At 68.2% G+C, this 24,870-nt stretch carries 24 protein-coding genes and 3 pseudogenes; 16 read left to right on the forward strand and 11 right to left on the reverse strand.

Annotation, left to right across the window (positions count from 1 at the left end):
* The 4 genes and pseudogenes from OG500_RS19010 to OG500_RS19025 all read right to left on the reverse strand — a co-directional run bounded on the left by OG500_RS19010 (position 1) and on the right by OG500_RS19025 (position 4,246).
* On the reverse strand, positions 1 to 1,116 hold the full coding sequence (locus OG500_RS19010) for an ImmA/IrrE family metallo-endopeptidase (protein ID WP_329581832.1): 1,116 nt from the start codon (positions 1,114 to 1,116) through the stop codon (positions 1 to 3).
* 363 nt (positions 1,117 to 1,479) lie between these two features.
* Positions 1,480 to 2,400, reverse strand: a pseudogene (locus OG500_RS19015) (phosphorothioated DNA-binding restriction endonuclease); the annotation flags it as partial.
* Between the two features lie 126 nt (positions 2,401 to 2,526).
* On the reverse strand, positions 2,527 to 3,000 hold the full coding sequence (locus OG500_RS19020) for an NUDIX hydrolase (protein ID WP_329581837.1): 474 nt from the start codon (positions 2,998 to 3,000) through the stop codon (positions 2,527 to 2,529).
* 28 nt (positions 3,001 to 3,028) lie between these two features.
* Positions 3,029 to 4,246, reverse strand: coding sequence for a helix-turn-helix domain-containing protein (locus OG500_RS19025; RefSeq protein ID WP_329581839.1), 1,218 nt, complete (start codon positions 4,244 to 4,246; stop codon positions 3,029 to 3,031).
* Between the two features lie 144 nt (positions 4,247 to 4,390).
* On the opposite strand from OG500_RS19025, the gene OG500_RS19030 reads away from it, so the two are divergent.
* The 11 genes from OG500_RS19030 to OG500_RS19080 all read left to right on the forward strand — a co-directional run bounded on the left by OG500_RS19030 (position 4,391) and on the right by OG500_RS19080 (position 13,886).
* The gene (locus OG500_RS19030) at positions 4,391 to 4,948 is read left to right on the forward strand and encodes an ATP-binding protein (protein WP_329581842.1); all 558 of its coding nucleotides are present in this window, start codon (positions 4,391 to 4,393) and stop codon (positions 4,946 to 4,948) included.
* Entirely contained in the window at positions 4,945 to 5,172 is a 228-nt protein-coding gene (locus OG500_RS19035; RefSeq protein WP_329581845.1) for a hypothetical protein, read from the forward strand. The genes OG500_RS19030 and OG500_RS19035 overlap by 4 nt, the downstream gene beginning before the upstream one ends.
* A 318-nt stretch (positions 5,173 to 5,490) precedes the next feature.
* A complete protein-coding gene (locus OG500_RS19040) occupies positions 5,491 to 6,588 on the forward strand; it encodes a hypothetical protein (RefSeq protein ID WP_329581848.1) in 1,098 nt (365 codons plus the stop codon).
* A 44-nt stretch (positions 6,589 to 6,632) separates the two neighbouring features.
* Positions 6,633 to 8,627 (forward strand): hypothetical protein, encoded by a 1,995-nt coding sequence (locus OG500_RS19045; RefSeq protein ID WP_329587629.1) that lies wholly within the window; start codon positions 6,633 to 6,635, stop codon positions 8,625 to 8,627.
* On the forward strand, positions 8,627 to 9,676 hold the full coding sequence (locus OG500_RS19050; protein ID WP_329581853.1) for an enolase C-terminal domain-like protein: 1,050 nt from the start codon (positions 8,627 to 8,629) through the stop codon (positions 9,674 to 9,676). Before OG500_RS19045 ends, OG500_RS19050 begins: the two co-directional genes overlap by 1 nt.
* Positions 9,673 to 10,113, forward strand: coding sequence for a hypothetical protein (locus OG500_RS19055; protein WP_329581856.1), 441 nt, complete (start codon positions 9,673 to 9,675; stop codon positions 10,111 to 10,113). Before OG500_RS19050 ends, OG500_RS19055 begins: the two co-directional genes overlap by 4 nt.
* Positions 10,113 to 10,775 (forward strand): HAD family hydrolase, encoded by a 663-nt coding sequence (locus OG500_RS19060; protein WP_329581859.1) that lies wholly within the window; start codon positions 10,113 to 10,115, stop codon positions 10,773 to 10,775. The genes OG500_RS19055 and OG500_RS19060 overlap by 1 nt, the downstream gene beginning before the upstream one ends.
* On the forward strand, positions 10,772 to 11,563 hold the full coding sequence (locus tag OG500_RS19065) for a class I SAM-dependent methyltransferase (RefSeq protein ID WP_329581862.1): 792 nt from the start codon (positions 10,772 to 10,774) through the stop codon (positions 11,561 to 11,563). The genes OG500_RS19060 and OG500_RS19065 overlap by 4 nt, the downstream gene beginning before the upstream one ends.
* Positions 11,560 to 12,396: a creatininase family protein gene (locus tag OG500_RS19070; RefSeq protein ID WP_329581865.1), complete on the forward strand. Its 837-nt coding sequence runs from the start codon at positions 11,560 to 11,562 to the stop codon at positions 12,394 to 12,396. Before OG500_RS19065 ends, OG500_RS19070 begins: the two co-directional genes overlap by 4 nt.
* Positions 12,377 to 13,141, forward strand: coding sequence for a phytanoyl-CoA dioxygenase family protein (locus tag OG500_RS19075; protein ID WP_329581868.1), 765 nt, complete (start codon positions 12,377 to 12,379; stop codon positions 13,139 to 13,141). The genes OG500_RS19070 and OG500_RS19075 overlap by 20 nt, the downstream gene beginning before the upstream one ends.
* A 97-nt stretch (positions 13,142 to 13,238) precedes the next feature.
* Complete coding sequence (locus OG500_RS19080) at positions 13,239 to 13,886, forward strand: L-threonylcarbamoyladenylate synthase (protein WP_329581871.1); 648 nt, start codon at positions 13,239 to 13,241, stop codon at positions 13,884 to 13,886.
* 490 nt (positions 13,887 to 14,376) lie between these two features.
* Here OG500_RS19080 and OG500_RS19085 read toward each other — a convergent pair whose 3' ends face one another.
* Together OG500_RS19085 and OG500_RS19090 are read right to left on the reverse strand one after the other, a co-directional pair.
* Entirely contained in the window at positions 14,377 to 14,565 is a 189-nt protein-coding gene (locus OG500_RS19085) for a hypothetical protein (protein ID WP_329581874.1), read from the reverse strand.
* Positions 14,566 to 14,911: 346 nt separating this feature from the next.
* The gene (locus OG500_RS19090; RefSeq protein WP_329581877.1) at positions 14,912 to 15,769 is read right to left on the reverse strand and encodes an SDR family NAD(P)-dependent oxidoreductase; all 858 of its coding nucleotides are present in this window, start codon (positions 15,767 to 15,769) and stop codon (positions 14,912 to 14,914) included.
* A gap of 173 nt (positions 15,770 to 15,942) precedes the next feature.
* Between OG500_RS19090 and OG500_RS19095 the strand changes: the two genes are divergently transcribed.
* Both OG500_RS19095 and OG500_RS38200 read left to right on the forward strand, forming a co-directional pair.
* The gene (locus OG500_RS19095; protein WP_081983420.1) at positions 15,943 to 16,794 is read left to right on the forward strand and encodes a helix-turn-helix transcriptional regulator; all 852 of its coding nucleotides are present in this window, start codon (positions 15,943 to 15,945) and stop codon (positions 16,792 to 16,794) included.
* 416 nt (positions 16,795 to 17,210) lie between these two features.
* Positions 17,211 to 17,309: pseudogene (locus OG500_RS38200) on the forward strand (IS5/IS1182 family transposase); the annotation flags it as partial.
* Here the strand turns inward: OG500_RS38200 and OG500_RS19100 are convergent.
* The gene (locus OG500_RS19100; protein ID WP_034090763.1) at positions 17,283 to 18,155 is read right to left on the reverse strand and encodes an aldo/keto reductase family oxidoreductase; all 873 of its coding nucleotides are present in this window, start codon (positions 18,153 to 18,155) and stop codon (positions 17,283 to 17,285) included. The pseudogene OG500_RS38200 and the gene OG500_RS19100 sit on opposite strands and share 27 nt — an antisense overlap.
* A gap of 130 nt (positions 18,156 to 18,285) precedes the next feature.
* Here OG500_RS19100 and OG500_RS19105 point away from each other — a divergent pair, with 130 nt between their 5' ends.
* Positions 18,286 to 18,729: a winged helix-turn-helix transcriptional regulator gene (locus tag OG500_RS19105; RefSeq protein ID WP_034090762.1), complete on the forward strand. Its 444-nt coding sequence runs from the start codon at positions 18,286 to 18,288 to the stop codon at positions 18,727 to 18,729.
* Between the two features lie 66 nt (positions 18,730 to 18,795).
* Here the strand turns inward: OG500_RS19105 and OG500_RS19110 are convergent, their stop codons facing one another.
* Together OG500_RS19110 and OG500_RS19115 are read right to left on the reverse strand one after the other, a co-directional pair.
* Positions 18,796 to 19,638, reverse strand: coding sequence for an IS5 family transposase (locus tag OG500_RS19110; protein ID WP_034090761.1), 843 nt, complete (start codon positions 19,636 to 19,638; stop codon positions 18,796 to 18,798).
* Positions 19,639 to 20,019: 381 nt separating this feature from the next.
* Positions 20,020 to 20,910 (reverse strand): alpha/beta fold hydrolase, encoded by an 891-nt coding sequence (locus OG500_RS19115; RefSeq protein ID WP_329581891.1) that lies wholly within the window; start codon positions 20,908 to 20,910, stop codon positions 20,020 to 20,022.
* Positions 20,911 to 20,997: 87 nt separating this feature from the next.
* On the opposite strand from OG500_RS19115, the gene OG500_RS19120 reads away from it, so the two are divergent.
* Together OG500_RS19120 and OG500_RS19125 are read left to right on the forward strand one after the other, a co-directional pair.
* Positions 20,998 to 21,474 (forward strand): MarR family winged helix-turn-helix transcriptional regulator, encoded by a 477-nt coding sequence (locus OG500_RS19120; protein ID WP_033532175.1) that lies wholly within the window; start codon positions 20,998 to 21,000, stop codon positions 21,472 to 21,474.
* A gap of 47 nt (positions 21,475 to 21,521) precedes the next feature.
* Positions 21,522 to 22,096, forward strand: a pseudogene (locus tag OG500_RS19125) (transposase).
* A 24-nt stretch (positions 22,097 to 22,120) separates the two neighbouring features.
* Here the strand turns inward: OG500_RS19125 and OG500_RS38205 are convergent.
* Together OG500_RS38205 and OG500_RS19130 are read right to left on the reverse strand one after the other, a co-directional pair.
* The gene (locus OG500_RS38205; protein ID WP_442907142.1) at positions 22,121 to 22,198 is read right to left on the reverse strand and encodes a hypothetical protein; all 78 of its coding nucleotides are present in this window, start codon (positions 22,196 to 22,198) and stop codon (positions 22,121 to 22,123) included.
* A 438-nt stretch (positions 22,199 to 22,636) separates the two neighbouring features.
* Positions 22,637 to 24,862 (reverse strand): CocE/NonD family hydrolase, encoded by a 2,226-nt coding sequence (locus OG500_RS19130; RefSeq protein ID WP_329581895.1) that lies wholly within the window; start codon positions 24,860 to 24,862, stop codon positions 22,637 to 22,639.
* Positions 24,863 to 24,870 lie beyond the last annotated feature (8 nt).

The following is a 24,870-nucleotide window of genomic DNA, read 5'->3' on the forward strand; positions in this document are numbered from 1 at the left end:
TCACCTCACGGGTTGGCCGAGGACCATGGGGTTCCCGGACGAAGAGGATGCGCACAAGTAGATCTCGTGGAACTCCTCGTGATCCAGACCGGCGACATGGGCCGCTTGGATCGGATCGAGGTGGTACTCCCGCTCAAGTCGGGTGACGACCTGGGCAAGGTGGTGCGGGGTCTCGCGTGGGACGAGTCCCGGCTCATTGGTGCGGTAGCCCAAGGCGGACATCTCCACCATGAGCTTGCGGTACTGCCATTCCTTAATGATGTTCAGGGAGAAGGCCCTGCGGATGAGGGCCGCCATGGACACTCCCCAACGTGCCTTGAGTTCGAGCAAACGGGGCAGGTCGACGCCCTGCTTCAGGTCTTGCCGGACGCTGTCGTAAGGCATAAGGAACTGTGCCGCGAAGTAGTCGGCCTCCTGCTCCTGCTCGCGCGGGTCACCAGGCTGAGTGTGCATCAGTACATGGCCCAGCTCGTGGGCGAGGCTGAATCGGAAGCGATCACCAGGGGCGGTGGAATTCAGGAGAAAGAGCGGTGGCCCGCCTGGGGGCCACTGGCTGACGGCGTCGAGTTCCGTCGTCTGCAAGTCCCTGACCACAACCAGAGCGCCGGCCTCTTCGAGCAGCCCGGTCAAGTCCGCAACCGGACCCGAGGGCACGTCCCACTCTTCGCGGATGGTGTCGGCCGCGTCCTGTGGGGTGTCCAGGTCGCTAACCTCAATGTGCCGGAAGCGGTGCTTGCGGGAGTCCGCAGCCGCTCGGGTCAAGGCGTCGGTCTGATGACGGGTGAAGGCCAGGGTGGCATGGATACGTCGTAGGTCGGCGACTCCCATGGAGGCTCGCTTGCGGTGGTGGACCAGGCCGATGCCCACCCCTTGCGTGTCAGTGGTCGCGCATAGCATCTGAGGCGTGTATCTCAGAGCCGTTGCGAACAAGTCGAGTCGGTCTCCCTTGACGGGGAGCCTGCCGGCCTCGGCGCGACTGACGTAGCCCTGGGAGATCCGGTTGGGCTGGTCCAACTTCGACATCTGCTCGGCCACGTCGACCTGGGTCCAACCCCGGGACTCCCTGGCTAGCACCAGCATGGCGGGCTGTGCGACCAGGTCCTCGTCGATCGCCATGGTTCACCTCCCGCTCAGGCAGATCACCTAACTCTGATCCAGAGTATACACATAATCATGCCGCAAAATATTCCGCTTCTCATCGCGCCAAGATGCGGAACGGGGCGGGCTGGATCCTGGGTGGCGATCCGTGGACCGCGAGGGGCGAGCGCCCGGTCGCCGCACTGCACGACGAGATCACCCAACACCGGCGCCTCGACTGAGACTGGCCGCTGAAAATCCAAGGTGTCAGCGGTCCCTGTCGGGCACGATGCTCGCGTGGGCTGGCCAGGAGTCCGTCCCACCGGAAGTCGGGGACGAGCAGGCTGCAGGGGAGGATGCATGGTGTTGCCCTGCGCGGCCAGCCAGCTGCCACCCAGTCAGCGCTGGCTGCTCTGCCGGCGTACGGGGTGCACCATGGAAGACCTGTCGGGCATGCCACTCACGATGCCGACCGGCAACGGGCGGAAGGCCCGACTGCGGACCGAGGACCGGCCGCCCGGCCAGCGCGAGCACGTGCTGCCTGCTCGCTTCGCTCCGTCCGACGAAGCGCTGCGAGACGAGGATGCAATGCCCCTCGCCCAGGCCCAGGACGCCCTTGTCGAAGAGCTTGTGGTGCAACGAGCACAGGCACAGTCCGTTGTCGACCTCGTCCGGCCCGCCGTAGGACCACCAGCGCACATGCGCGGCCTCCAGCCCGACGCTGCTCGCACCGAGCATCCCGTCGTAACCGCAGAAGGCACACTGGAACTCATAGGCGGTCAGGACGAGTTCAGGCATCCGGCGATCCCGCTGCCGTCGCGCAGCGTGCTCCGCGCCACCCGGCAGGCCAGCCACGGGCCCGGTCTCGGCCAACTCCAGGTCGAGCCCGACGGCCTCACACAGATCGGCGTGCAACGACGACGGGAAATGGACGTCCAGCAACACCCTGGCCAGCCGCCCCAGAAGCGACGGCTCCGCGGCGAGCGCTGACCGCAACTCCGGCACCAGCCTGCCGGTGGCGCCGCTGGAACGGAGAGCCCGAACCCCGCTCCCCGGGCTTCCCTGCCCGTGATCGGTCCTGACCTCCCACACGCCGTCACTGACCAGATGATGGAAGGGATACGCAGGCGTCGTGGAGTTCGGCGGCCCGTACTCGACCAGCAGCCGCTTCAGCTCCCCCTCGACCACGCTGTACCGCAGTTCACCCTCAGCATCCTGCTGAAAGCTGCCGAGCGCGTACAGCAGCAACAACGGCTTGTGCGGAGCACGAACCTCATTGTTCGTCCACTGCCGCAGCCTCGCCACCCGATCGAGCCAGTCCATGCCCGCCAGCGTAGTTCGTGACGCCGACGCCAACTCCGTTGTGATGTTCGGCGCCTGGTCCCCGAGCGGGAAGATCGGTAGTCGGGTCGAACCATCCGGGTTCGGGGACGGCCTCGGGCACCTGAGTCAGAGGCGAGGCATCCCATGCTCCAAGTATGAAGTCGCCGCACGAGGTCGGGCATCAAGAGCGGCGTGAACGCGCCGCGCCAGGCGAGGGATGAGGAGCGCGTCGATCTGGTCGGCGGTCTGGAAGGCGTACTCACCGATCTCCACGCCGTCCAGGTTGATCTGAGCTCGCTCCTCCGCCGGGAGGATCCCCCCGTCGAAGACGAAGAGCAGCTTGTCGCCCTCGGTCAGGTGGGGCGCCCAGTCCGCGACGAGAAGGCGGCCGATGGGCGGTGTGATGCCGAGCTCCTCCTTGACCTCTCGGGCCGCGCCCTCGCTCGGGGTCTCACCGGGGTGGAGGTAGCCGCCCGGGATCTCCCAGCCCGGCTTGTAGGTGGGCTTCACCAGGAGCACGCGGTCAGCTTCGTCGAAGAACAGCACGCCGGCGGCGGTGCGCGGCTGGGCAACGGCCTCGGGTGCGTCGGAGTCGCTCATGACCATGACTGTAGCCGTCCTCGCCGAACTACCCCACGATGCGCAGCCGCTGGGCCACGCCCGCGAGCTGGTGGCTCGGCTTGCCGCGCTGCTGCCGGACCCAGGTGGTCACCAGCTGCCGGGGGATGAAGTGGTAGCGGACTTGTTCCGGGGCCAGTTCCTCGGCGTCCAGTACCAGGGCGAGGGCCTCGTCCGTCCGGTTCTGCGCGCTGTAGGCGCGGGCCACTTCGAGGGTGTGCCGGACACGCCGCTCGAGCGGCAGGGTGGAGGAGTCCACGCGCGGCCCCTGGTCCGCGGCGACCTGGACATCGCCCAGTTCCATGGCCGTAGAGATGCGGTGGATGGCGACGTTGGTCGGCCCGAAGGCCGTCCACATGTGGTTGGCGTCGTGGCCGAGGCGCTGTGCGGCCTGGTCCGCCTCGGCGAGGAACGCGCTCACCGTGGCCCGGTCGTCGAGCCGGGCGGCGGTCACTGCGCCGACGAGGAAGAGGGTCCCGTAGATCGACAGGTACGTCGGCGAGGCGTCGGCGAGGCCGCTCTCCAGATAGCCCGCCGAGTCCGCCACCAGGTCCCGAGCGGCGGTGAGACGGCCGTTGGCAAGGAGGCAGTGGGAGACCGATCGGAAGAGCGAACCGGTGACGACGAGGTCGCCCGACTCCTGCGCGGCAGCCAGACCGCGGTCGGCGGCCATCCAGGCGAGATCGGCTTCCCCTATCTTCGTCAGTACCATGGCCGCGCCCTGGTAGGCCATCGCGAGCAGGGCCTTGGCCTTCAGCTGGTCGTCGCCGTCGTAGGCGCGGACAGCGCGCTGGGCATCCGCCAGGATCTCCGGGATGAGACGAGTGGCTCTGGCGTACCGGGCGTCCTGGTAGGCCGACCATGCGGATCCGACCTCCGCTCGCAGGATCTCCAGGTCGGGTGGCGGATCCGTGGACTCGGATGCCAGTAACGGCGACAGGTGCTTGTAGTCCGTGAGCGCTTCGCGCAGCTTCGGCACTGCGCCACCCCGGCCGTCGGTACTCCAGTCGATGAGGGACGGCTCGACCAGCAGATCGCCCAGTTGTACGTCGAGGGTAGCGGCCAGCGCTTTGATCACCGAGAGCCGGTCCAGTTCGATGCGGCCGTTCTCGACCTTGCTCAGCCAGTCGGCGGTCCGCCCGACGAGGCCGGCCAGTACCTCCTGCGGTATGCCTCGTCGGCGGCGGTACCAGGCGACGCGCTCCCCGCTGCTCAGCGTCTCGGTCATTCCTCGCATGCCCCCAGCCTGGCGCTGCTTGGTTTCCTCACCCCGGAAGAATTTTCCGGGTTCCGCCGCGCCCATCCTCCTAGCGTTCTGACGTGCCATCAAGCAGCACTGATGAGCCGCCTGTTGCGAGACTAGGAGGGGCAAATGGCGATGGAACGTCGTGGCCGACAGGCCACTGCGCCCGCCACGGAGGAGGCGGTCACGCTCCACCTGGACTCTGAGCTTCCTCACATCCGGCGGGCGCCGGGCGGCCTCGTCCTGGGCGGCAGCAGCGTGCCGACACGGAACACGCGGATCGAAGAAGTCCGTTGCCTCTCGGTGCAGATGAGCTTCATCCTGTCCGCCCGTTCGGTGCCCTTGATCCGGACGTCGGTGAGGCGGATCGCGGACGCCTGGGGGTTCGACGCCCTGCTGATCGACGATGTCGAGCTGATCGCTTCCGAACTCTCGGCCAACGTCGTGTTGCACAGTGACGCGGCGGGCTGCACTTGCTTCGATGTCCGACTCGCTCCTTGCCCCTGCGGGCTGAGGATCGAAGTCTCGGACGGAAGCCCGCGGCTGCCCAGCGTCGAACAGTCCAAGTCGACCTCGGAGCACGGCCGTGGGCTCTTCCTGGTCGAGGCGGTGTGCCGGCGCTGGGGCGTCGAGGAAGGCGGCAGCGGCAAGGTCGTCTGGGCCGAAGTCGGAGCTGAGGCAGCGTGAACGCCTACCACGCGCCGCCGGCCCGACACCGGGGCGCGCACCACGACCCGTTGGGTGCCGCGCTCGCCTGGCTGTGGGCACTCGGCCACCTGATCGTTCTGGCGCTCCTCGGAGTCACGGCACAACACCAGCTCAGCACTGATCACCCCGGCCCGGCCCTGGCGGCCGACCACGAGCCCGACCGCGAGCCACTACGTGAGCCCGCGGTCGAAACCGGGACCTGACAACGACGCCAGGCCCCGGCACCATCGCGCACCGCAGATCAAAAGGGAGCACAGCCATGACGTCCAACAGCGTTCGCCTGGAGGCGCCGCAGCCTCCGCCGCCACCTCCCCCGCCGCCGCCGGCACCGCCGACCCCGCAGCCGCCCTACCCGGGGCGGTAGGCGGAAGAGAGACCGTGCGGGCTTGCCGGACGGAACCCGGCAGGCCCGCACGGGCTGATCCTCCCAGACGGCGGTGGGGAGCACGGCATGTCCAGCACAGCGCACAGGGCGGACGACTCATCCCAGGCCCGGTCCAGACACCGACGGAGAACGGATCATGACGGCAGTCCTTGGAGACTCATCAACAGCAGCGCTCACCCTCCCGCACGTCGAACGCTTGGCGGACCGCTTCGGCGTGCCGGTCGAGGACGCACTGCTCATGGCGATCAACCTGTTCGGCATCTCCTCCGTCCACGCCCGCCATCGGGCCCGTGTCGCAGTGCGCATGGCCACCCGGCCCGAGGTCTCGTGGATGGTGATCGTCCCGCTCAACGCCGAGGCATCGCCGTTCAGGCTGGAGGGCGACGACCTCGTGCTGGCCAGCAGCCCAGTCGCCACCGTCGAGCGGGTCGCCGCCGACGAGGCGGTCGGCGGGTACTTCCGGGACGATGGGCGCGCCGCCACGCTCAACCCCAATGCCCGTAGCCGCTGCGTGGGGTGCGCGTTCTGCCCGAACACGCTGGAGGCGGCAGCAGACCCCCGGCTCGCCGAGGAGCGGGAGCTGACCGAGTTGCTCGCCGCCATGGTCGAACAGCACCCCCGCCGGGACCTGACCGAACTGCGCGAGGTCACCGTGTCGACCGGCTGCTTCGAGCGCGAGCGGGCTGCCGTCGACCACCTGATCGGACTGCGTCAGGTGCTCAGCGCCCACGGAATCGGCGCCCGGATCGGCTTCCTCACCTCGGTGATCCGGAGCGCCGGCGCTTTCGAGGAACTGGCCCAGCGCGTGACGCCGTTCGTGCTCCGGCTGACCGCCGAGTGCTTCAGCCGGCGGGACCTGCTGCTCAAGGCCAGCAAGGCGGTGCTGACGGCCGAGGAGATGCCCGAGGTCCTCCGGCGGGCGATGGCGGCCGGTCATGCCACGTCGTTCACCTACATAGTCGGTCTGGACAGCCTCGCGGAACTCAGCGACGGGGTGTCCAAGTTGATCCCGTTCGTCACCGAGTTCCCGAACTTCCAGGTCTACCAGGCGCACAACTCGATCATGGCTGGCCTGCGGGCCGGTGGGTCGGACTCACTGGAGTTCTACCTCCGAGCGCGCCGCGAGATCGAGCGGATCGTGAGCCCGACCGGGCTCCGTCCGGCAGCCTGGGAGTGCTACCGGCCGCTGTGGTACTTCACCTTCGACGGCGAGAGCCTGGTGCCCCCGTGCTGAGCCGGGCCGATGCGCTCTGGAGGGCCACCGTCTACGTGTCGGTGGTGCTCCTGCACCTCGACGAGAACGTGCTCCTGGCAGAGCCCTTGCGAGCCCGCCACATCAAGCGCCGACCGACGGGCCACTGGGGAACGGTGCCGGGAACCGCGTGGGCCCTTGCCCACACGGCGCTCGCAGCGGGGGATGCGGCTCCCTGCCGGGCCCTCGTTCCCGTACTCGGTGCCGGCCACGCGGGTGTGGTGCAGCTGGCCTTCGCATGGTTGTCGGGAGAGCTCGCCTTGGTACGTCCGCAGTATTCCCGGGATGCTGCGGGCCTGGCGCGTCTGGCCCACGACTTTCCCGAGGTGGACGGCCTTGGGGCAGAGGTTCACCCTCTACTCGGAGCGGGGTCGGCTCCTGGGGGCTGTCTCGGTGGTGCCTTGGCGTTCAGCCACGGGTTCGCACTGGACACGCCCGACCGGGTCGTTCTCCCGATCATCGGGGACGGCGAGTGCGAAACGCCCACCACAGCGGCCTCCTGGCTCGCGGCACGGGCGTTGCCTGCAAGCGCGGTTGTCCCGATCATCCACGTCAACGGCTTCCGCATGGGCGACCGGTCCCTGTTGGGAGCGATGACGGACGGGGAACTCGCCGGATACGCGGCCGGGCTGGGCTGGCAGAGCCGCGTGGTGCACGTGTCCGCTGCCTCCCGCGATGAACACGAGTCCTTCCGACAGGCCCTCCTGGAGTCCGTGGGGCAGGCCGCAGACGGTGCGCGTACCGCCGTCTTCCTGCGGTGCATGAAAGGCTGGAGCGGGCCGGAGCAGATCGGTGAACGGCCCCTCCTCGGCACACCTGACACCCACAAGACACCGCTCGGCCTGGCGCGCGAAGACGGCGGCCAGCGAGAGCTTCTGGGGCAGTGGCTCGCCTCGTACCGGCCGGCAGAGCTGTTCGACACCGACGGGCGCCCGACCGGAGAGCTGGCCAGCGCGCTCGAAACGGCAGGGCGGCACCCGGCAGCCCCGCTCTCTCAGCCGACCGCGATCCAGCCCGTGCGCCGTCCGACCTGGGACGGCGGCGACTTCGGGTACGCCATGGACCAAGTTCTTCGGAACCACGCCGTCGCAGGGGACTTCCGCCTCTTCAGCCCTGACGAGCTCGCCTCGAACCGCCTCGGTGCACTTCAGGACGAGCCATGGGTGTCCGAGGTCCTGGCAGAGGAGGTCCTGCTGGGATGGCTGTGTGGCTGGCTCGCCGGTGGCCGACGCGGTGTCCTGGTGTCCTACGAGGCTTTCGCGCCGCTCCTGACCTCCGGAGTAGTCGGCCACCTCAAGCACCGCCGGCTCACCGCCGGAGCCCCCGCACCAAGCCTCAACCTGCTGCTGACCTCGTACGGGTGGCACAACGTCTACACGCACGGCGACCCCTCTCTGGCGACTGCCCTACTGGCGACATGCGATCCGGCCGTGCGGGTGCTGACCCCGGCGGACCCTGCGCGGGCGGCCCTCGTCCTGGACGAGGCACTGAGGTCGACCGGCCGCGTCAACGTGGTAGTCGCTGGCAAACATGCGACGGCACGGCAGCCGGACGAGACCATCGAGCAGGAACTGGCACGGGGCTTGGCGGTCTGGCCCCACCTGAGCGATGAGGGCGAGCCCGAGCTCACCATCCTGGTTGCAGGCGATCTTCCCTCGGAGGTCACCACAGTGGCGGTTCCCGTGATCCGGGCCCAGTTGGGCTGCCGGATTCGCGTCGTGGGCGTGCTGGACCTGACGGTCCTCGGAGATCCGCAGATCTGGCCAAGGGGCCTGTCGGCGGCCGAGAGAGCGACGTACCTCGGCGAGAACGCCGCGATCCTCGTGGCCACGCTGGGCCACCCGGCTGCCGTCTGGGGACTGCTCGCCAGCCGGCTCGGCCGTCCCGTCGAAGTCATCGGCTGGCGCGAGCCCGCCGGGCCGATGTCCCAGGCGACACTCGCTGGTGAACTCGGCCTCGACCCGGCTGGTCTGCTCAAGGCCGCCCGCAAGCTGACCGCCTCGCGGAAGGTGGCGTGCTGATGGACGTCACCATCGACAAGGTCGAAACGATGCTGGCCGGAGCAGATGCGCCTGCCGGGGACGACACCGTCTTCGTCACCGTGCACGGCGGCGGCCAGACAGGTTGGTACGGCCCGGTCAGCGAGCCCGTCGGCCGCGCTGTCGACGTGCTGTCCCACGCTACGATCGGCCACCTCGTGACCGACCACGACGGCCACCGAGCACGACTGCAGGTCGCGGCCGCCGGACTGGTCGGCAGCGTGGCCGAGTGGGCCGTCGGAGCAGTGGACTGTGCTCTGTGGGATCTTCACGGACGTCTGACCGATCGGCCGGTAGCCGACCTGTTGGCCCCGGCAGCGAGCCGCTCGTCCGTACCGGCGTACGCCTCGTGGCTCCGCCTTGATCTCAGCGGCCCTCCCGCGCCGGGTGCCCTGACCCAAGTCGCCGACGAAGGCTGGGCCTTCACCAAGTGGGGTCTCCGGCGCCGACCGGATTCCACTACCGCCACCGAAGCGAGTCACCTTCTCCAGTCCGTGGACCGGGCAGCCGAGATCCTCGGCAAGGGCTTCGCCGTCGACGCGGTCGGAACGTGGAGCCCCGAGCTCGCCACTGCGTTCGCGAAGCGATTCGACAACCCAGCACTCACCTGGCTGGAAGACCCCTTGCCGGAGCACTACCTGCGGATCTACCACCGCCTTGCCAACGCCGGCCTGCCCGTGGCCGTAGGGGAGCGACTGCGGCCGGACGAAGACCTGCCCCTGCTGTTCGACCAGGTGAGGCCGAAGGCGCTCACCATCGACGTCGTCGGGTGTGGCGGGCTCACCCGTGCCGTCGAGATCACCGCAGCCGCTCGCAAGGTCGGCGTCCCCGTCTACCCCCACGGACGTTCGATGGTGCCGGGGATCCACCTGGCGGCGGCCTTTCCCGACGCCGTCCCTGCCGTCGAGTACCGCCGTCAGTGGGAGCCCCGCCGCCAGACCCTCTACGCCGAACCCTGGACACCCGAGCACGGCCAGCTCCCCTCGCCCCGACCCCCCGGCCTCGGCACCCAACCGCGGAGACCCCAATGACCCGGAGCAGCGAGAGCCTTCCCGTCCGCGGCACCACCCGGCACGACGAACAGGGCCCCCTCCTCGTACTCGACCACCGCCTCGACGGCCACGACACCTTCCTGTCCGGCGAACTCGACCTTGGCGATGGGCGCGCGCCGGTGCGCATCATCAGCCTCGACGACGTCACCGTCCTGCGGCCGATGCATCGGGCGGCGGTGCCAGCGCCCGTCTGGTCGGGCACGCTTCACCTGCCGCACGGACTGCGTCCGCGCACCATCCCGACGGACCTCGCGGAGGCGGCCCAGAGGCACGGACGCAACCTGGACGCGCTCGACCAGGCGGAGACGCGGTATGCGCTCACCTTCCTCGGAGAGGCCACGACGGAGTCGATCCGTACAGCGCGCATCGAGGCGATCGTCTCCGCCTTGCCCGTCACCGGAATGGAGACCACCTGATGGAGCCCGTCGGATCGCTGATCAGCCTCGACATCGGAGGCACGCTGGGGAACGCGCAGGGCCCGGGTCTCGCCGCCCACCTGGCCGCCGCCTCGCCGCTCGGCCCGAAGCAAGCCCGACGCATCATGCGCGACGTCCTGCACACCGCGCCCGAGATCACCGATGCGGTGGTCGACCGGGTGTGCCACGCCCTGAGCATCGAACCCTCGGTCTTCCCCCGAGACCTTCCGGTGGCCCCGCTCGTACTGTTCCCGGGGACGGTCGACGCGCTGCAGGAACTCAGCCGGGAGGCGACCGTCGTGACGCTGTCCAACGTCACATGCACGGAGGCCGACCCCGAGCGACTCCTCAAGCTCCTGTCCCCTTGGGTCAGCGGCCACTTCCCCTCGTGCCGTACCGGCTACGCCAAGCCGGACCACCGGGCCTTCTGGGCGGTCGCCGACTCGCACCAGGTGTCGCCCTCGCAGATCATCCACGTCGGCGACGACTGGGAGTGCGACATCCGAGGAGCCACGGACGCAGGGCTGCGCGCCGTGTGGGTATCCCACGGACGTACGGTTCCTGACGAAACGTCACTCGTTGGACATGGCGTGCTGGTGGCCAACGATCTCGCTGATGCTGTGCAGCACGTACGTCATCTACTCGCACGGAGGCTTCCATGAGCTTGTTCACCGGCACCGTCGGCTACTACCGCCAGTACCGCCCGGGTATCCCGGAGGAGGTCGCCGCTGTCCTCGACCAGGCCGCACCGAAGAGCAGCCCTCGCCGGCTCCTGGACGTCGGCACCGGTACCGGCCTGGTCGCCGAGGCCCTGCTGGACCGGTTCGACGACATCATCGCGATCGACAACGACAGCGAGATGCTCGCGGCGGCGGAGTCGGCTCTCCGCCCCGCACTGCCGGACGGGACTGCCCTGGCACTCGTCGAGTCCACGGCCGAGGACTTCACGCCTCCGGCGGGCTGGCTCGCCGACCTCGTCACGATCTGCCGGGCCTTCCACTGGCTCGACCAGGCCACCGTCCTCGCGCTCCTCGACGACCAGGTCGCGCCGGACGGTGCGGTCGCGATCTTCGGGGACAACAGCTTCTGGGCTGCGGACAGCCCCTGGAAGCAGTCCGTGCGCGCGGTCGTCCAGGAGTTCCTCGGAGAGGAGCGCCAGGCTGGCAGTAGCACCTTCAAGCACCACAACCGGCCCTACAGCGAAATCATGGAGGAGTCCCCGTTCAACCAGGTCGAAGAGGTCCGGGTGCCGGTCCAGCGCACCTGGACCACCGAGGGCATTCTCGGCTATCTCTACTCGACCAGCTTCGCCGCACCTCATCTTTTCGGCGATCGACTCGCCGACTTCGAGGCCGCTGTCCGGGCCGCCCTCGCCGAGCACAGCAGCGACGACACGTTCCTCGAGGAGAACGAGTTCCTCATCCGGATCGGCCGCCGGAGCGGGACATGACGCCAGCTGCAGCAACGGCTCGGCAGTACGGTCGGCTTGCCGCCCCGGTCGTCGCTGCCGAGCTCGGTGCCGGATCGGTGCTGTGCCTGCCGATCGGCTCCGTTGAACAGCACGGCCCCCACCTGCCGTTGAACACGGACACGGTCATCGCGGAGCAGTTCACCACCCGCCTGGTCGAGCGCTACGGCGACCACCACGACCTGTGGGCGCTGCCGGCGATCCCGTACGGCCTGTCGCTGGAACACATCTGGTCGCCCGGGACGGTCTCGCTGCGGGTGGCGAGCTTCATGTCGCTGCTCGATGCGGTGGTCGGCGGCTACGTCCGATCCACCCCCGCCCGGACCCTCCTAATCGTCAACGGCCATGGCGGCAACCGTGGCGTCCTGGAGGCCGCACTCTACGAGTTGCAGGACCGGTACGCGCTCAGGGCCTGTGTGATCCACCCGAGTTCGCTGTCGGGCTTCCGAACGGAGGGCGAGCTGCCGGAGATACACGCCGGCCACCGCGAGACGTCCCTCATGCTCACCCTCGCTCCCGAGGACGTCCACCTCGACCGTCTCCCGGTGGACTTCACCGCCGACGAAGAGCGGCGCGGGGAGATCAACCGGTTGGTGCTCGACCGAGGGGTGACATGGCCGTGGAACTCCGGCGACAGCGCCATTGCGGCCTGCGGGGTGATCGGCGGTGACCCGCGAGAGGCATCCGCCGACATCGGCCACAGGGTCATCGAGAGCGCCCTGGACTCGGCTGCCGACGTCCTCGCCCAGCTCCTCCTCAACTGTCCGCAGCGGCCCGCATTCGTCAGGAGCTCCCATGGCCCTCACCCCTGCTGAGAAGAGCGCCTTCATACGCGACGGCCTGCTCATCAAGCGCGGCGCCGTTGCCCCCGATCTCGTCGCCCGCGCTCGCACGCTCGTCGACGACTGGCTCCGAGAGTCGATGGACCCCGCCCTCATCAACTCCTACACCCAGCGCACCTTCGCCCCTGAACTCGGCGGCCACCCTGATCTGCTGGGCCTCTTTTCCAGTTCCGGGGCAGACACACTCGCCGGTGCGCTTCTCGGAGACTTCCAACCCGTCTCCACCACGCAGATCCAGATCCGCATCCCCGAGTCGCAGCTACCCGAGTCGCAACCCGAGAAGGCGATGCACGTCGACGGCGTCGCCTGCCCCCACCTCGATCCCGACGAACTGCGGACCTTCTCGCTCCTCGTCGGCGTGGTGCTCTCCGACATCACGGACCCAACCGGCGGAGCGCTGCGCTACCAGCCCGGCGGACACCTGACCATGTCCGAGTGGTTCCGCAACCAGTGGTCCCTCGGCATCACCGACCAGGTCCCGCCGGACGTCGACGCCCGGACCGGCACGCCGTTCCTCGGGGCACCCGGAGACGCCCTGCTCATGCACCACCTCGTGCCGCACGCCGTAGGCCACAACCTCAGCCGCGAACCCCGAATCATGGCGTACTTCCGCGTGTCGCACGTCGCCCATGCCGAACACCGACTCCAGTCACTACGGGACCCGTGGTTGGACTACCCGGGCCTTGCCGACCTGCATCAGGCCACGACGCCCTCGTAAGAACATCCAGCGGCGCCCTCCGTACCGGGCAGCCGGCTGGAAGCACCATGCCGAGCCAGACCTGATCCAACTCGCCGATCTTGAAAGCGGAGTGTTCATGCAGCAGATCCCAACCGACCAGCTCGACCGAGCCGCCAGCGCCCTCGAAGCCGGCGAGCTGGTCATCGTCCCCACCTCGCGCTGGTACATGATCTGTGCCGACGCCACCAACGCGCCTGCCTGCCGGAACATCTTCGAAGGCAAGCAGAGGCCCACCGGCAAGTCCCTCGTCCTCGTCGCCTCGTCCCTGGCGGACTGCGAACGACGCTTCGTGATCTCCGACGAAGCTCGCAGGCTGGCAGACGCCTTCTGGCCCGGTGATCTGGCCCTCCTCCTGCCGTGGCGCGAACCCGACGAGGGTGCCCGGCACTCCGCCGTCGGTGCTCCGGCCCTCGTCACCAACTCCCCGGGCCCACTCGGGTCACTGGCATCGCTGACCCGCACGCCCATCGCCGCGACCACCGTCAACATCTCCGGGGACGCAGACGTCGACGCGCGCGGGCCGGCGATCTCACCCGAGGAGGTCGCCGACTTCCTGAGCCTCACCGGCGTCAAGGCGACCGTGATCCTGGACGGCGGTGTCTGCCCGGCCGCCAACCACCTGACGATCATCGACTGCTCGACGGCTGACGCCCGCCTTGTCCGGGCTGGACTCGTTCACAAGCGGGCAATCGAAGCGGTACTCGGACGCGAGCTCGCAGCCTGACCAACGCCAGCGGTACGCCGACCTCGACGCCATCTATGGACACGATCCTGGGCGCGCCTGGGCGGCTCGGAGGAGTAGCGTCAGGCCGCAGACCTCAGATGAGCAGCCAGGTATCGTCACTGCGTTTTGTGGCCCACGAGGGCTGTGCGCTGATTGTGCGGTGCCGTCCTCGTATCGGCCGATGGCAACGAAAAGCCCCAGGCCGTTGACCTGGGGCTTTACCTCTGAGCGGGCGACGAGAATCGAACTCGCGCTATAAGCTTGGGAATCTCGGACGCTCAGACCGTCAACTATCAAGCCAGTGCGGCGAGTTGTTGTCCTACCAGGTGAGCGGCGGTCGCAGACCCCTTCCCGCTGTTGACCTCTGCATACCGGCCGTACTCGTGCGCTAGTCGTGCGGAGGCTCAGCGCAACTGCACGTCAGGGCCGCTGACAACCCGCCGCTGCAGTGCTCGCGCGGACAACCACAGAGCAGTGTCCCCTCGGCCGCTCAGGAGAGCATCAGCGTCCGCACGCACTCGGGCATGACGGCAGGATTGTCCAGTAGCTCCCAGAGGTAGTCAGGGAATGCCTCTCGCAGGCTCTGGAACACGCTGCGGATGAACAGCAGTACGGCGGCCGTCCGGGCCTGGCCGGTCGGGATTCGCGGTCCCGGTACGAGCATGGTCACCAGCAGCATCCGACTGGGGAGGAATGATGTCTGCCTCCAGGCCAGGAGCGCGTCTCCAGGTCGGCCCTCGTCGAGTTCGGATGGGTGCAGCTCCTTTGGAGGGACGGGCCGGGCTGGGACGTCGGTGTCTGGCGCATCGCCCGTGGCCCATGCGGCGGCCCCTCGTTGGAGCGCCGCGGGGTAGGCGTGCTGGCCAGGCCGAAGATCGGCCGAGCGGTCCTCGGTGATCAGCGGCGGGACGACCGGAACCGCCGGAAGGATCACACCTCACATGTGAACTCGCGGCTCGGTGCCGGTGAGGTCGTACCTTGAGAGGAGCTACACCCGGAGTCGGACCTGGGAAGCGTGCCTGGTTTCAGACGCCGGTTCCGGTGAGAGTGGCGGTTGCCTGCCAGAGCCTCTTGGCGACGGCCGGGTCCAGGCCGGCCCGGCTGGGCTTGCGGATCAGTGGGTAGCCCGTGAAGCTGAACAACCCGTCCGGACCGACGTAGGCGTTGGCGGGGACGTCTTGCGTGGCTGCGTACATGAGCGGCAGAGCTCCGTGTTCGACGTCCTGGACCAGGAACGGGAGCCGGTTGACGAATCCCAGCGGCGAGTGCGTGACCAGTCCGGTCCGCGCGACGCCAGGGTGAGCGATGACCGAGCGGACATGGCTGCCCGAGGCGGTCAAGCGGTGCTGCAATTCCAGCGAGAACAGCACACCGGCGAGCTTGGACGACTCGTAGACGGCCAGCCCGTTGTACTTGCGGGTGCGCCAGTCGAGGTCGTCGAGGTCCAGCTTGCCGAATCGGTGCAGTTGGCTGGAGACCGTCACCACGCGGTCGGTCAGCCGGGGCAGCAGTAGGTTGGTGAGCACGAACGGCCCGAAATAGTTCGTCGCGGTCTGTACGTCCAGGCCCTGCGCGGTGCGCGCCGCCGGGATGTCCATCACTCCTGCGTTGTTGATCAGAACATCGATGTCGCCGGTGTACGACGTCGCAAACGCACGTACCGAGTCCAGGTCGGCGACATCGAGTTGCCGGACATCGAAATCTCCACGCATACCGGCCACTGCCTGGCGCGCCTTGTCGACGTTGCGCACGGCCAGCACCACGTGGGCGCCGACCCGTGCGAGTTCGCGAGCGGTCACCAGCCCGATCCCCCCGCCAGCACCGGTGATCACCACCGTCACGCCGGTCATGCTCGGCAGCCGGTCCGCGGTCCATTTGGCCATGGTGAAATCCTCCAGAGGCTTTTTCCCTGATTCCTGACGTCGTCCAGTGAAGAGGACCCGTGCCGACGGATGAAGGACTTGCTCAACCACTGAATGGCAGGGCGTGGCTCCCCGTGTTGACCTGCCGGACAATGAGCTGGAGGTATACGACATTCGACGTGGGGAGCCCGATGGTGGACACGGCACTGGATGGCGATGGTCTGGCTGATTTCCTGCGCGGACGGCGGGAGTCCTTGCAACCCGAGGACGTCGGGTTGCGCCGCGGCGCACGACGGCGCACGACCGGGCTGCGCCGGGAGGAGGTCGCCGAGCTGTGCGACATGTCGGCCGACTATTTGGCCCGGCTGGAACGCGGTAGTGGTTCCCAGCCGTCGCAGCAGATGGCAGCGGCCATCGCCCGGGGCCTGCGCCTGACCCCCGACGAACGTGACCACCTGTTCCTGCTGTGCGGGCACCGCCTCCAGACACGGCGACTACGCGAAGCGCACATCAGTCCCGGGCTGCTGCGGGTCATGGACCGGCTTCAGGACACACCGGCGCAGATCGTGGGCACGGTCGGTGAAACGCTGCAGCAAACGCCGCCCGCCGTGGCGCTGCTCGGCGACGAGACGCGTCACACCGGCCCGGCGCGCAGCGCCCTCTACCGGTGGTTCACCGACCCCACCGCCCGCCACCGGTACCTGCCCGACGACCACCACCTGCACAGCCGCGTCTACGTCGCCATCCTGCGCGCCAGTGCCACCGCGCAGGGGCCCGGATCGCCGGCCGCCTCGCTCGTGGCCGACCTGCAACACAACGAGGAATTCGCCGAGCTGTGGAACCGCCACGAAGTGGGACTGCGGTGGAGCAACGCCAAACGCTTCGTCCACCCCGAGGTCGGACGCATCGACCTGTACTGCCAGACACTGCTCGACCCCGACCAGGGGCAGTCCCTACTCATCTTCACCGCCACACCTGGTACGGAGAGCCACGACAAGCTTGCCCTGCTGACCGTGCTCGGCGCCGACACATTCGCAGGCTCCTGACGCACGTGCGGCACTCTCGGAGCCGAGCGCCTTCGGGTGTAGCTCCTCTCAAGGTACGACCTCACCGGCACCGAGCCGCGAGTTCACATGTGAGGTGTGATCCTTCCGGCGGTTCCGGTCGTCCCGCCGCTGATCACCGAGGACCGCCAGGCCGATCTTCGGCCTGGCCGGCACGCCTACCCCGCGGCGCTCCAACGAGGGGCCGCCGCATGGGCCACGGGCGATGCGCCAGACACCGACGTCCCAGCCCGGCCCGTCCCTCCAAAGGGTCGGGTAGCCCCGGGCACCTCCGTGGCTCCCACAGAACCGTGCGTAAGAGCCCGCGCAGATAGGCGGGTGGGGCACTCGGGCAGTGAGGTGAGCACAGGTCTCCGTGATCAAGGAGTTGCGACGCTCTGTGATCACTGGGGAGACCCGTGCCCGTTCTTCCAGCATGGCTGACCGACCCATTGTGGGACCAATTCGCGGCGCTGCTGCCCGCCGTGGGGTTAGCGGCCGATCTTGTCCAGCTCGGCGAGATCGTCGTCGGAGAGCTGGAGTTCCGCGCCTGCGACGTTCTCTCGCAGGTGTGCCACAGACGAGGTGCCGGGGATCAGCAGGATGTTCGGCGACCGCTGCAACAACCAGGTCAGGGCAACCGACATCGGCGCCGCGTCCAGCCGGGTGGCCACGGCCGTGAGCGCGGAGGATTGCAGCGGGCTGAAGCCGCCGAGGGGGAAGAAGGGCACGTAGGCGATGTCCTGTTCGGCGAGTTCGTCGATCAGCTCGTCGTCTTGGCGGTGGGCGAGGTTGTACATGTTCTGGACGCACACGATCGGCGCGATCGAGCGTGCCTCTGCGACCTGTGCCGTCGTCGCGTTGCTCACGCCGAGGTGTCGAATCATTCCCTGCTGCTGGAGTTCGACGAGTGTTTCGAACGCCTCAGCGAGTGAACCGGTCACGGGGCCCTGGGCGTCGCCGAGCCGGAGGTTGACCACGTCCAGCGTGTCGAGGCCGAGGTTCTCCAGGTTCTCGGTGACGGCCCTGCGCAGCTCTTCGGGCTTGCGCGCCGGGGGCCAGCCGCCCTCCTGGTCCCGGGTCGCGCCGACCTTGGTCACGATGTGCAGCGCGTCGGGGTACGGGTGCAGGGCTTCGCGGATCAGCTGGTTGGTGATGTGCGGCCCGTAGGCGTCGGCGGTGTCGATGTGGGTGATGCCAAGGCCGACGGCCTCGCTCAGGACGGCGAGTGCGCCGTTGCGGTCGGCGGGCGGCCCCATGACCCAGGGGCCGGCGAGCTGCATGGCGCCGTAGCCGAACCGGGTGACGGTCAGGTCGCCCAGGTTCCAGGTGCCGCCGGGCAGCGAGGCGGAGGGGGTGCTCATGGTGTGCCTTTCGTGTCGAGCCAGGGGATGGTGCCTGACGGCTCCTTGCACCACTATTGGTACGTAGCTTCTAATCGGGAAGTAGGCACTTCCGAGTTCGTAGGGCACCTGCAGGTGAGAGGAACGGTCCATGGCGACGATGACGGCGGCCCAGCAAAGGGCACAGGCCAAGGTGGAGTACGACGCCTTCGTGGCGGCCTGTCCCAGCCGCAAGCTGCTCGACCGGATCTCCGACAAGTGGGTCACGCTGATCCTGGCCGGGCTCGGCAGCGACAGCGCGCATGAGCCCGGCGCCGACTGCGCCGGCGAGCCCCGGGTGATGCGCTACTCGGAGTTGCAGCGCCTGCTGGCCGGCGTCAGCCAGAAGATGCTCACCCAGACGCTGCGCTCCCTGGAGCGCGACGGCCTGGTGTCCCGCTCCGTAGTGCCGACCGTGCCGGTCACGGTCTCCTACGAGCTGACGGATCTCGGCCTGTCGCTGTACGAGATGATGCGGGGCCTCAAGGCCTGGGCCGAGGTGCACATGGACGATGTGCTCGCCAACCGCCAGACTTACGAGACCCGCGTCGCCTGAACCACAACAGGGTTGCTGACCAGCGGGAACAGTCTGCGCGTAAGAGACCGGGCAGATGGGCGGGGCTCAAGGACGTCCCTTCGGGCGCTCGTCCCAGCGGTGGGTGGTGCAGGCCCGGCGGATCAGGCTACGAACGGTGATGATCGTGTCCGCGAGGTCGAAGAAGGCGTTGGCGACAGTCGCACGGCGCTCGTAGCAGCGGGCAATTCGGTGGAAGGCGTTCTGCCAGGCGTGCGTGCGCTCGACGTGCCACCGCTCGCTGGCCTGGATCGGCGCCCTCTCGCCCTTGTGCGCGATGCGGCCGTGCAGGTTGCGGGCGGTCAGTTCGGTGCGGGTCCTGTCCGAGTCGTAGCCGGCATCCAGGTGCACGGTGATGTCGTCGGGCATCGGTCCCAGATCCTCCAGCAGGTCCAGAGTCGCGGCGAGCAGCGGGGAGTCGTGGCGGTTCGCTCCGGCGAGGACCCTGCCGAGCGGGATTCCGTAACCATCTGTCATGCCCGAGCGTTTGAGCCCTTGCTTGCCGCGGTCGACCGCTGAGCGTCCAGCGACCTCGCCGCCGCCGGGGGCCTTGGTGATCGAGCCGTCGACGGCGATCCGGTCAAGCTCCAGCCCGACGATCCGGTCGTAGGACTCCAGCGCAATCTGCTTGAGCCGCATGAAGACGCCGAGGGAGATCCACTCGTCGCGGCGGTTGCGGATGGTGGTCGCCGAGCAGGTGGTGTCGGCGATCGCCTGGTAGGAGCAGCCGAACCGCAGCAGTTGCAGCAGCTTGTCGAACACGATCCGGTCGCCGATGCGGGGACGATGGCAGCCCAGCGGGTGGGCCGGATCGACCGCGGGACGCTCGGGCAGCAGCGCCGCGAATTGGCCCCACAACGGGTCGGTCAGCCATGCTGGAAGAACGGGCACAGGTCTCCCCAGTGACCACAGAGCGTCGCAACTCAATAATCACGGAGACCTGTGCTCGCCTCACTACCTGGGTGCCGCACCCGCCTATCTGCGCAGGCTCTAAATCTTTCGATTTACACGGCTCTTGTCGTCCTGGTCACCAGACGATGGGGACCCAGTTCACCCAGGCCCAGTGCTCGAAGAACCTCGGTCTCAGCTTGACGACCATCTCCCACTGGGCATGGGCCTTCCTGCGGCCCCGCAGGCGTTTGTACTTGTTGCTCGACCACCGCATCACGTAGCTATTCACATGGGGTTGCGAGCGGGCCCGCCGCGGCGCGAGGCCGCGTCAGCGGCAGGCTGGAGAGGGCACGTGAGGTGGCGATGCAGGGACTCGGCCGTTCAGCGGCTCCGGTCGACGCGGTCGACGAAGTCGCCGACCGCGGTGGCGAAGGCGGCGGGCGCCTCCTGCGCGACGAAATGCCCGACGTCCGGGATCGTGACCGCGGTGACGTCGCCGGCGACCTGGCGCATCGTCCGCTCGGTGAAGGGGGCGTTGATGCCGTCGACGGCGAGCACGGGAACGGTCAGCGGCCGCGACTCGGCCAGTGCCCGCATCCGGTCGCCGCCGGTCAGGGAGGAACGGTAGAGCCCCTCGGTGCCGCGCCAGCCGCCGGGCCGCGCGTAGGTGCGGGCGAACTCGTCAAGGTCGGCCTCGGTGACCCCGCCCGGCACCACCGTCATCACCGAGACGGCCCAGTCGAGCATCACTCGCTCGCGGCCGGCCAGGAACAGCTCCGCAATTCCCGGGGCGGCCAGGAATCCCACGTGCCAGGAGCCGCCGTTCCTCACGTCGGCCAGCATCTCCCAGCCGTACCCCGGAAGGGTGGTCTCGACGCCGGTGAAGCTGAGGACGTCGCCGGGGTGCGTGGCCGCGAACGCGAAGACCGGCCCGCCGCTGATGTCCTGGCAGGTCACGTGCACGGGCCCGACGCCGAGGTGGGCGACCAGCCGGTGCAGGTCCTCCGCCAAGGTCGCCAAGTCGTGGTCGCCGTCGGCGATGCCGGAGTCGCCGAAGCCGCGCAGGTCGACGGCGAACACCCGGTGGGTGTCGGCGAGTAGCGGGATGACGTCGCGGAAGGCCCACCAGGACTCCGGCCACCCGTGCACCAGCAGGATCGGGGAGCCGGTGTCGCCCGCCGAGACGTAGTGCAACGTGGTGCCGTTGACCTCGGCGGTGTGGTGCGTGATGCCCGCCACGGCGGGCGAGGCGGTCACGAAAGAGCTGGTCATGCGATGACTCCCAAGATAGACAATCAGGTTGACTCCAGTGTTGGTCAACCTGGTTGTCCAGGTCAAGGGAAGATCTAGACTGTGGTCATGTCCTCACGATCCGGCGCCGATCTCGCCCTGCTGCTCCTGGGCAGCTATCGCAATCTGGTGGACGAAGTGGTCCGGGAGCTGGCGACCCGGGGATACCCCGACGCCCGGCCGTCGCACGAGTACGCGATCCGGGCCATCCGAGCCGGCGCCGACAGCGCCTCGGACTTGGCCCGCAGACTCGCCATCACCAAGCAGGCCGCGGCGAAGACGATCGCCGCGCTCGTCGAACGCGGTTACGTCACCACCGAGACCGACCCCGCCGACATCCGCCGCAAGAACATCCGGATCACCGATCACGGGATCGGGCTGATCACCGAGAGCACGGCGATCTTCGACGAGGTGCGGGCCCGCTGGGAAGTGCGTCTGGGCGCCGCCGAACTCGCCGAGCTGGAAACGCAGCTCGCCCAATTCGTCGGCGACTCGCCCATCAACCTCGACGCTCCGGGCTGGGCGGCGGGACAGGAACTGCGCTAGGCGGTGTCGTCAAAGTGATCTTGGATACGGTGGATCATGGCAGAGTGATACGCCGTCATGAACTCACCGACGCCGCATGGGATCTGCGGAGCCCCTGCTGCCAAGGCCGACGAGGGGGCGTCCTCGGCTGGATGGCCGGACGGTGCTGAACGGGATTGTGTGGAAGTTCCGGACCGGGGTGCCCTGGCGGGACGTGCCCGCGGTACGGCTCCTGGAGGACGCTGCACACGCGGTTCCGGCGCTGGGCCGGAGACGGAACCTTCGACCAGATGCTGCAACGCGATACGAGTGCCCCGGATCACCGGGACGGCCCCGCATCCGTCCCGATCATGTCCCTGGCGACAAGGGCTCCAGCTCGAAGACTATCCGCGGCTGGCTGCGGCAACGTGGCATCGGGCACACCATCCCGGAACGGGCCGACCAGGTCGCCAACCGACTGCGGCGCGGCCGGCACGGCGGCCGCCCTGTCGCCTTCGACCGCCAGCTCTACACGCACCGCACTGTCGTCGAACGGGCCTTCAATCGGCTGAAGCAGTGGCGCGGCAGAGCAACCCGCTACGACAAGACCGCTGAGTCCTACCAGGCGGCCGTCACCATCGCTTCGCCGCTGATGTGGGCATGAGGTTCCACGAGGCCATCGGATCGTTCATGGCCCGTGGAGTTCCGTCTCCCAAGCCTCGAAAGGCGGCTCGGCCCGGTACGTCGGGTCACAGAAGCCGCGAATCCACTGAGCTGTCGAAGGGAAGCACGCAAATCGACAGGTAGATGCCCAACCAGGACAGCATGCCTGTTAGCCAGGCCACCTCACCGAGACCCTTTGACGACACCGCCTCGGGGGATCACGGCTTCGGTGACGGGTAACAGGATCGGGGCCGCTCCCGCTTCGACGATCGCCACGTGCTGCCTCCGCATTGCCTACTTGTTACCTACGCCGGCGCAGATGGGGGCCGCGTACGAGATGACCCGAATCGCGATAGCTCCCCCGGGGGCGACCGGCGGCGGTGAGGGTGACGATGTTGCGGCGCCGGTTGGCGGGGTCGGCTCGACGGTCGACCTGATGGCGGCCCTCGAGGCGGCCCATGACGCTGTTGACGTCATTGCGGTCCAGGCCGAGCCGGTGGCCGATATCGGCTTGGCTCAGCGAGCTCTACCGGCGGCTACGTCATTGCCCCGTTGACCGAGGGACGATCGGCAGTTGGATGAATGAGGTGTGATCGGGGCCGGTATGGAGGCGGTTGTCGGCTCGGGTGTGGGTGTCGGCGTCGTAGGCGTGACGCATCCCGTGCGCGGCGCCGTCAAAGGGTTGAATGTCGACGCGCAGTCGGTGGCCTCGGCGAAGGTATCCGGTAGTAGGGATGATCTCGACCTCGACCTGGACGATTTCGTCGGGGGTCAGGGGTGCGTGGTCTGCCTTGCGATGTGTGTGCTTGGGCGCGTAGTTGGTCGATCGGCCAGGGTCGATCCTGCGGTGCGACACTTTGAGCCATCCCTTGGTGAGCGGTGCTATGCGGTCGGGGTAGTTCATGGTGGTGATGCCGGTGAAGTCGACTTCGCGATCGTGTTCCTCGATGACGCGGATCGAGATAAACAGGTCCATGTCGAAGCTTGTTGATGACACCCAGAGCTGTGCTTTGCCGTACCCGGCGATGACGACGTCTTCGGTCAGGGGGTCGCTGATGAATGTCGCGCCAGTTGTCCGCGGATCGGCCGTTGCGACATCTGCGGAGTATGCGACGACGTCTGCGGCGGTGGGGTTGGCTGTCGTGAGGCGCCGGATGATTCCGCGCTCGGTGTCGTTCTGCCAGGCTGCGGCGGCCGCGTCGAGGAACCACCTGGTGTACTCGGTGCGGGCGATGGGCCATTCGTGTTCGTGTTGGATGTAGGAGGCGCCGTTGCCCGTGCGGATCTCGAGCCGGACGGGAGGGGTGTCCATGATGCCGTTGTCGATGCCCTTGAGCCAGTGGTCGAAGAAGGCTTTGTGGCGGGCGACGGTGTCTTGGGCGTAGGACTTTTGGAACCAGTCCTCCCAGAAGTCGAGCTTCTTGTTCGGGGTGGGCGTCTTCAGGTATGCCTCGCTGCTGCCGAGCTGGTGGAAGTGGGCCGAGTGCGTGGTGGCGGCGACGGACCACAGGGGCACGGTGACCCCGGTCAGGTCGGGGCTCATGAACACTTCGGCCCGGGGTCCGAAGATTGCATCGGGGTCTGAGTCCTTGAAAGGGCTGTCCTTCATGGTGCGGGTGAAGTCGGCGATGTCGGGCTCGCCGACGATCGCTGGGACGAATCCGGCCTGCTTCCAGACAGGGAAGAACTGCTCGTTGAGGACCCCGCCGTTGTAGGCGACTTCCTCGTAGAGGTCCACGTCAGTCCCGATTGCGATCATGGCCTTGAGGTGCTTCGGATGCAGGCTCGCTGCGGCGTGCTGGCCGACGGCGAGGTAGGACATGCCCCAGAGGCCGACTGCGCCGTTCGACCAGGGCTGCTCGCCGGCCCATTCGATGGCGTCCCGGAAGGCCTCGGCGCCGGCGATCCCCCAGGGGGCGAGTCGGCCAGGGCTCTTCCCGGCGCCGGGCATGTCGACGCGGAGGACGGCGTACCCGTCGGGCACCCAGTCGGTGGTGTTGACCGTTTCGTGATTTTCGAACTGGAGGCCGGCGGGGTTGCCGAAGAAGTAGTCCTCTTCTTCCTGCTCGTGGTGCTCGAGGTCGGCGTCCGTTCCGATGGAGTGGTGGTTGAACGCCTTGCCGTAGGGGCCGCAGCTGACGATGACCGGGTAGTGGCCGGGCTCGGCAGGGCGGAACACGTCGGCGAACACGTGGGATCCGTTCCGGAGGGGGATGATGACGTCGCGGAAACGGAGGATGCCCATCGCGTTCCGGCGAAGCTCATTGCGGGCGTTCGCCGGGCTGCAGAGCCCCCTAGGCGTGCCGCCGGCGAAGACACCGGCGCGGTTGAGTTCCTCGAAGAGTTCAAGGATGACGGGATCGTCGGTGAAGTCCTGAATCTTGTCGGTCACGTGGGTACCGGTGTAGTCGGCGTCATGCCGGAAGTCGATTCGTCGGTCGCCGATGATGTCGTGGACCTCGGGGGCGATGTCGACTCCGTTGTCCCGCATCCCGTCGCGGCCGAGCGAGAAGACGAGTCGCGCGATGTTGGTCAGACCGGGATCCTTCAGCTTGCCCGGGTCTCCGTCGACGCGGGCGACGATCTGCGCGAGGTGCATCCGCGTCTGTGCCGGCGCATGACCGATGGACGTGTTTCCGGCCAGGAACGCGATGCGCTCGCCGGGTTCGTACTGGAACTGCCCGCGCTCATTCGTCAGACCATGAACGGTCGGGGTCTCGTACCGTAAGCCGGCAATCGGACCGGCCAGCACACCAGTGAGCGTCATCGGGTTTC

It is taken from the genome of Kitasatospora sp. NBC_01250 (genome assembly GCF_036226465.1).
Taxonomy (GTDB): domain Bacteria; phylum Actinomycetota; class Actinomycetes; order Streptomycetales; family Streptomycetaceae; genus Kitasatospora.

Excerpts from the sequence above, each read along its gene's own strand:
- OG500_RS19120 (WP_033532175.1), top strand. The coding sequence starts at position 20,998 with ATGTCCTCACGATCCGGCGCCGATCTCGCCCTGCTGCTCCTGGGCAGC.
- OG500_RS19075 (WP_329581868.1), top strand. The coding sequence starts at position 12,377 with ATGGCCCTCACCCCTGCTGAGAAGAGCGCCTTCATACGCGACGGCCTG.
- OG500_RS19050 (WP_329581853.1), top strand. The coding sequence starts at position 8,627 with ATGGACGTCACCATCGACAAGGTCGAAACGATGCTGGCCGGAGCAGAT.
- OG500_RS19065 (WP_329581862.1), top strand. The coding sequence starts at position 10,772 with ATGAGCTTGTTCACCGGCACCGTCGGCTACTACCGCCAGTACCGCCCG.
- OG500_RS19040 (WP_329581848.1), top strand. The coding sequence starts at position 5,491 with ATGACGGCAGTCCTTGGAGACTCATCAACAGCAGCGCTCACCCTCCCG.
- OG500_RS19010 (WP_329581832.1), bottom strand. The coding sequence starts at position 1,116 with ATGGCGATCGACGAGGACCTGGTCGCACAGCCCGCCATGCTGGTGCTA.
- OG500_RS19060 (WP_329581859.1), top strand. The coding sequence starts at position 10,113 with ATGGAGCCCGTCGGATCGCTGATCAGCCTCGACATCGGAGGCACGCTG.
- OG500_RS19030 (WP_329581842.1), top strand. The coding sequence starts at position 4,391 with ATGGCGATGGAACGTCGTGGCCGACAGGCCACTGCGCCCGCCACGGAG.
- OG500_RS19080 (WP_329581871.1), top strand. The coding sequence starts at position 13,239 with ATGCAGCAGATCCCAACCGACCAGCTCGACCGAGCCGCCAGCGCCCTC.
- OG500_RS19085 (WP_329581874.1), bottom strand. The coding sequence starts at position 14,565 with ATGCTGCTGGTGACCATGCTCGTACCGGGACCGCGAATCCCGACCGGC.
- OG500_RS19025 (WP_329581839.1), bottom strand. The coding sequence starts at position 4,246 with ATGACCGAGACGCTGAGCAGCGGGGAGCGCGTCGCCTGGTACCGCCGC.
- OG500_RS19115 (WP_329581891.1), bottom strand. The coding sequence starts at position 20,910 with ATGACCAGCTCTTTCGTGACCGCCTCGCCCGCCGTGGCGGGCATCACG.
- OG500_RS19020 (WP_329581837.1), bottom strand. The coding sequence starts at position 3,000 with ATGAGCGACTCCGACGCACCCGAGGCCGTTGCCCAGCCGCGCACCGCC.
- OG500_RS19070 (WP_329581865.1), top strand. The coding sequence starts at position 11,560 with ATGACGCCAGCTGCAGCAACGGCTCGGCAGTACGGTCGGCTTGCCGCC.
- OG500_RS19055 (WP_329581856.1), top strand. The coding sequence starts at position 9,673 with ATGACCCGGAGCAGCGAGAGCCTTCCCGTCCGCGGCACCACCCGGCAC.
- OG500_RS19100 (WP_034090763.1), bottom strand. The coding sequence starts at position 18,155 with ATGAGCACCCCCTCCGCCTCGCTGCCCGGCGGCACCTGGAACCTGGGC.
- OG500_RS19090 (WP_329581877.1), bottom strand. The coding sequence starts at position 15,769 with ATGGCCAAATGGACCGCGGACCGGCTGCCGAGCATGACCGGCGTGACG.
- OG500_RS19105 (WP_034090762.1), top strand. The coding sequence starts at position 18,286 with ATGGCGACGATGACGGCGGCCCAGCAAAGGGCACAGGCCAAGGTGGAG.
- OG500_RS19130 (WP_329581895.1), bottom strand. The coding sequence starts at position 24,862 with ATGACGCTCACTGGTGTGCTGGCCGGTCCGATTGCCGGCTTACGGTAC.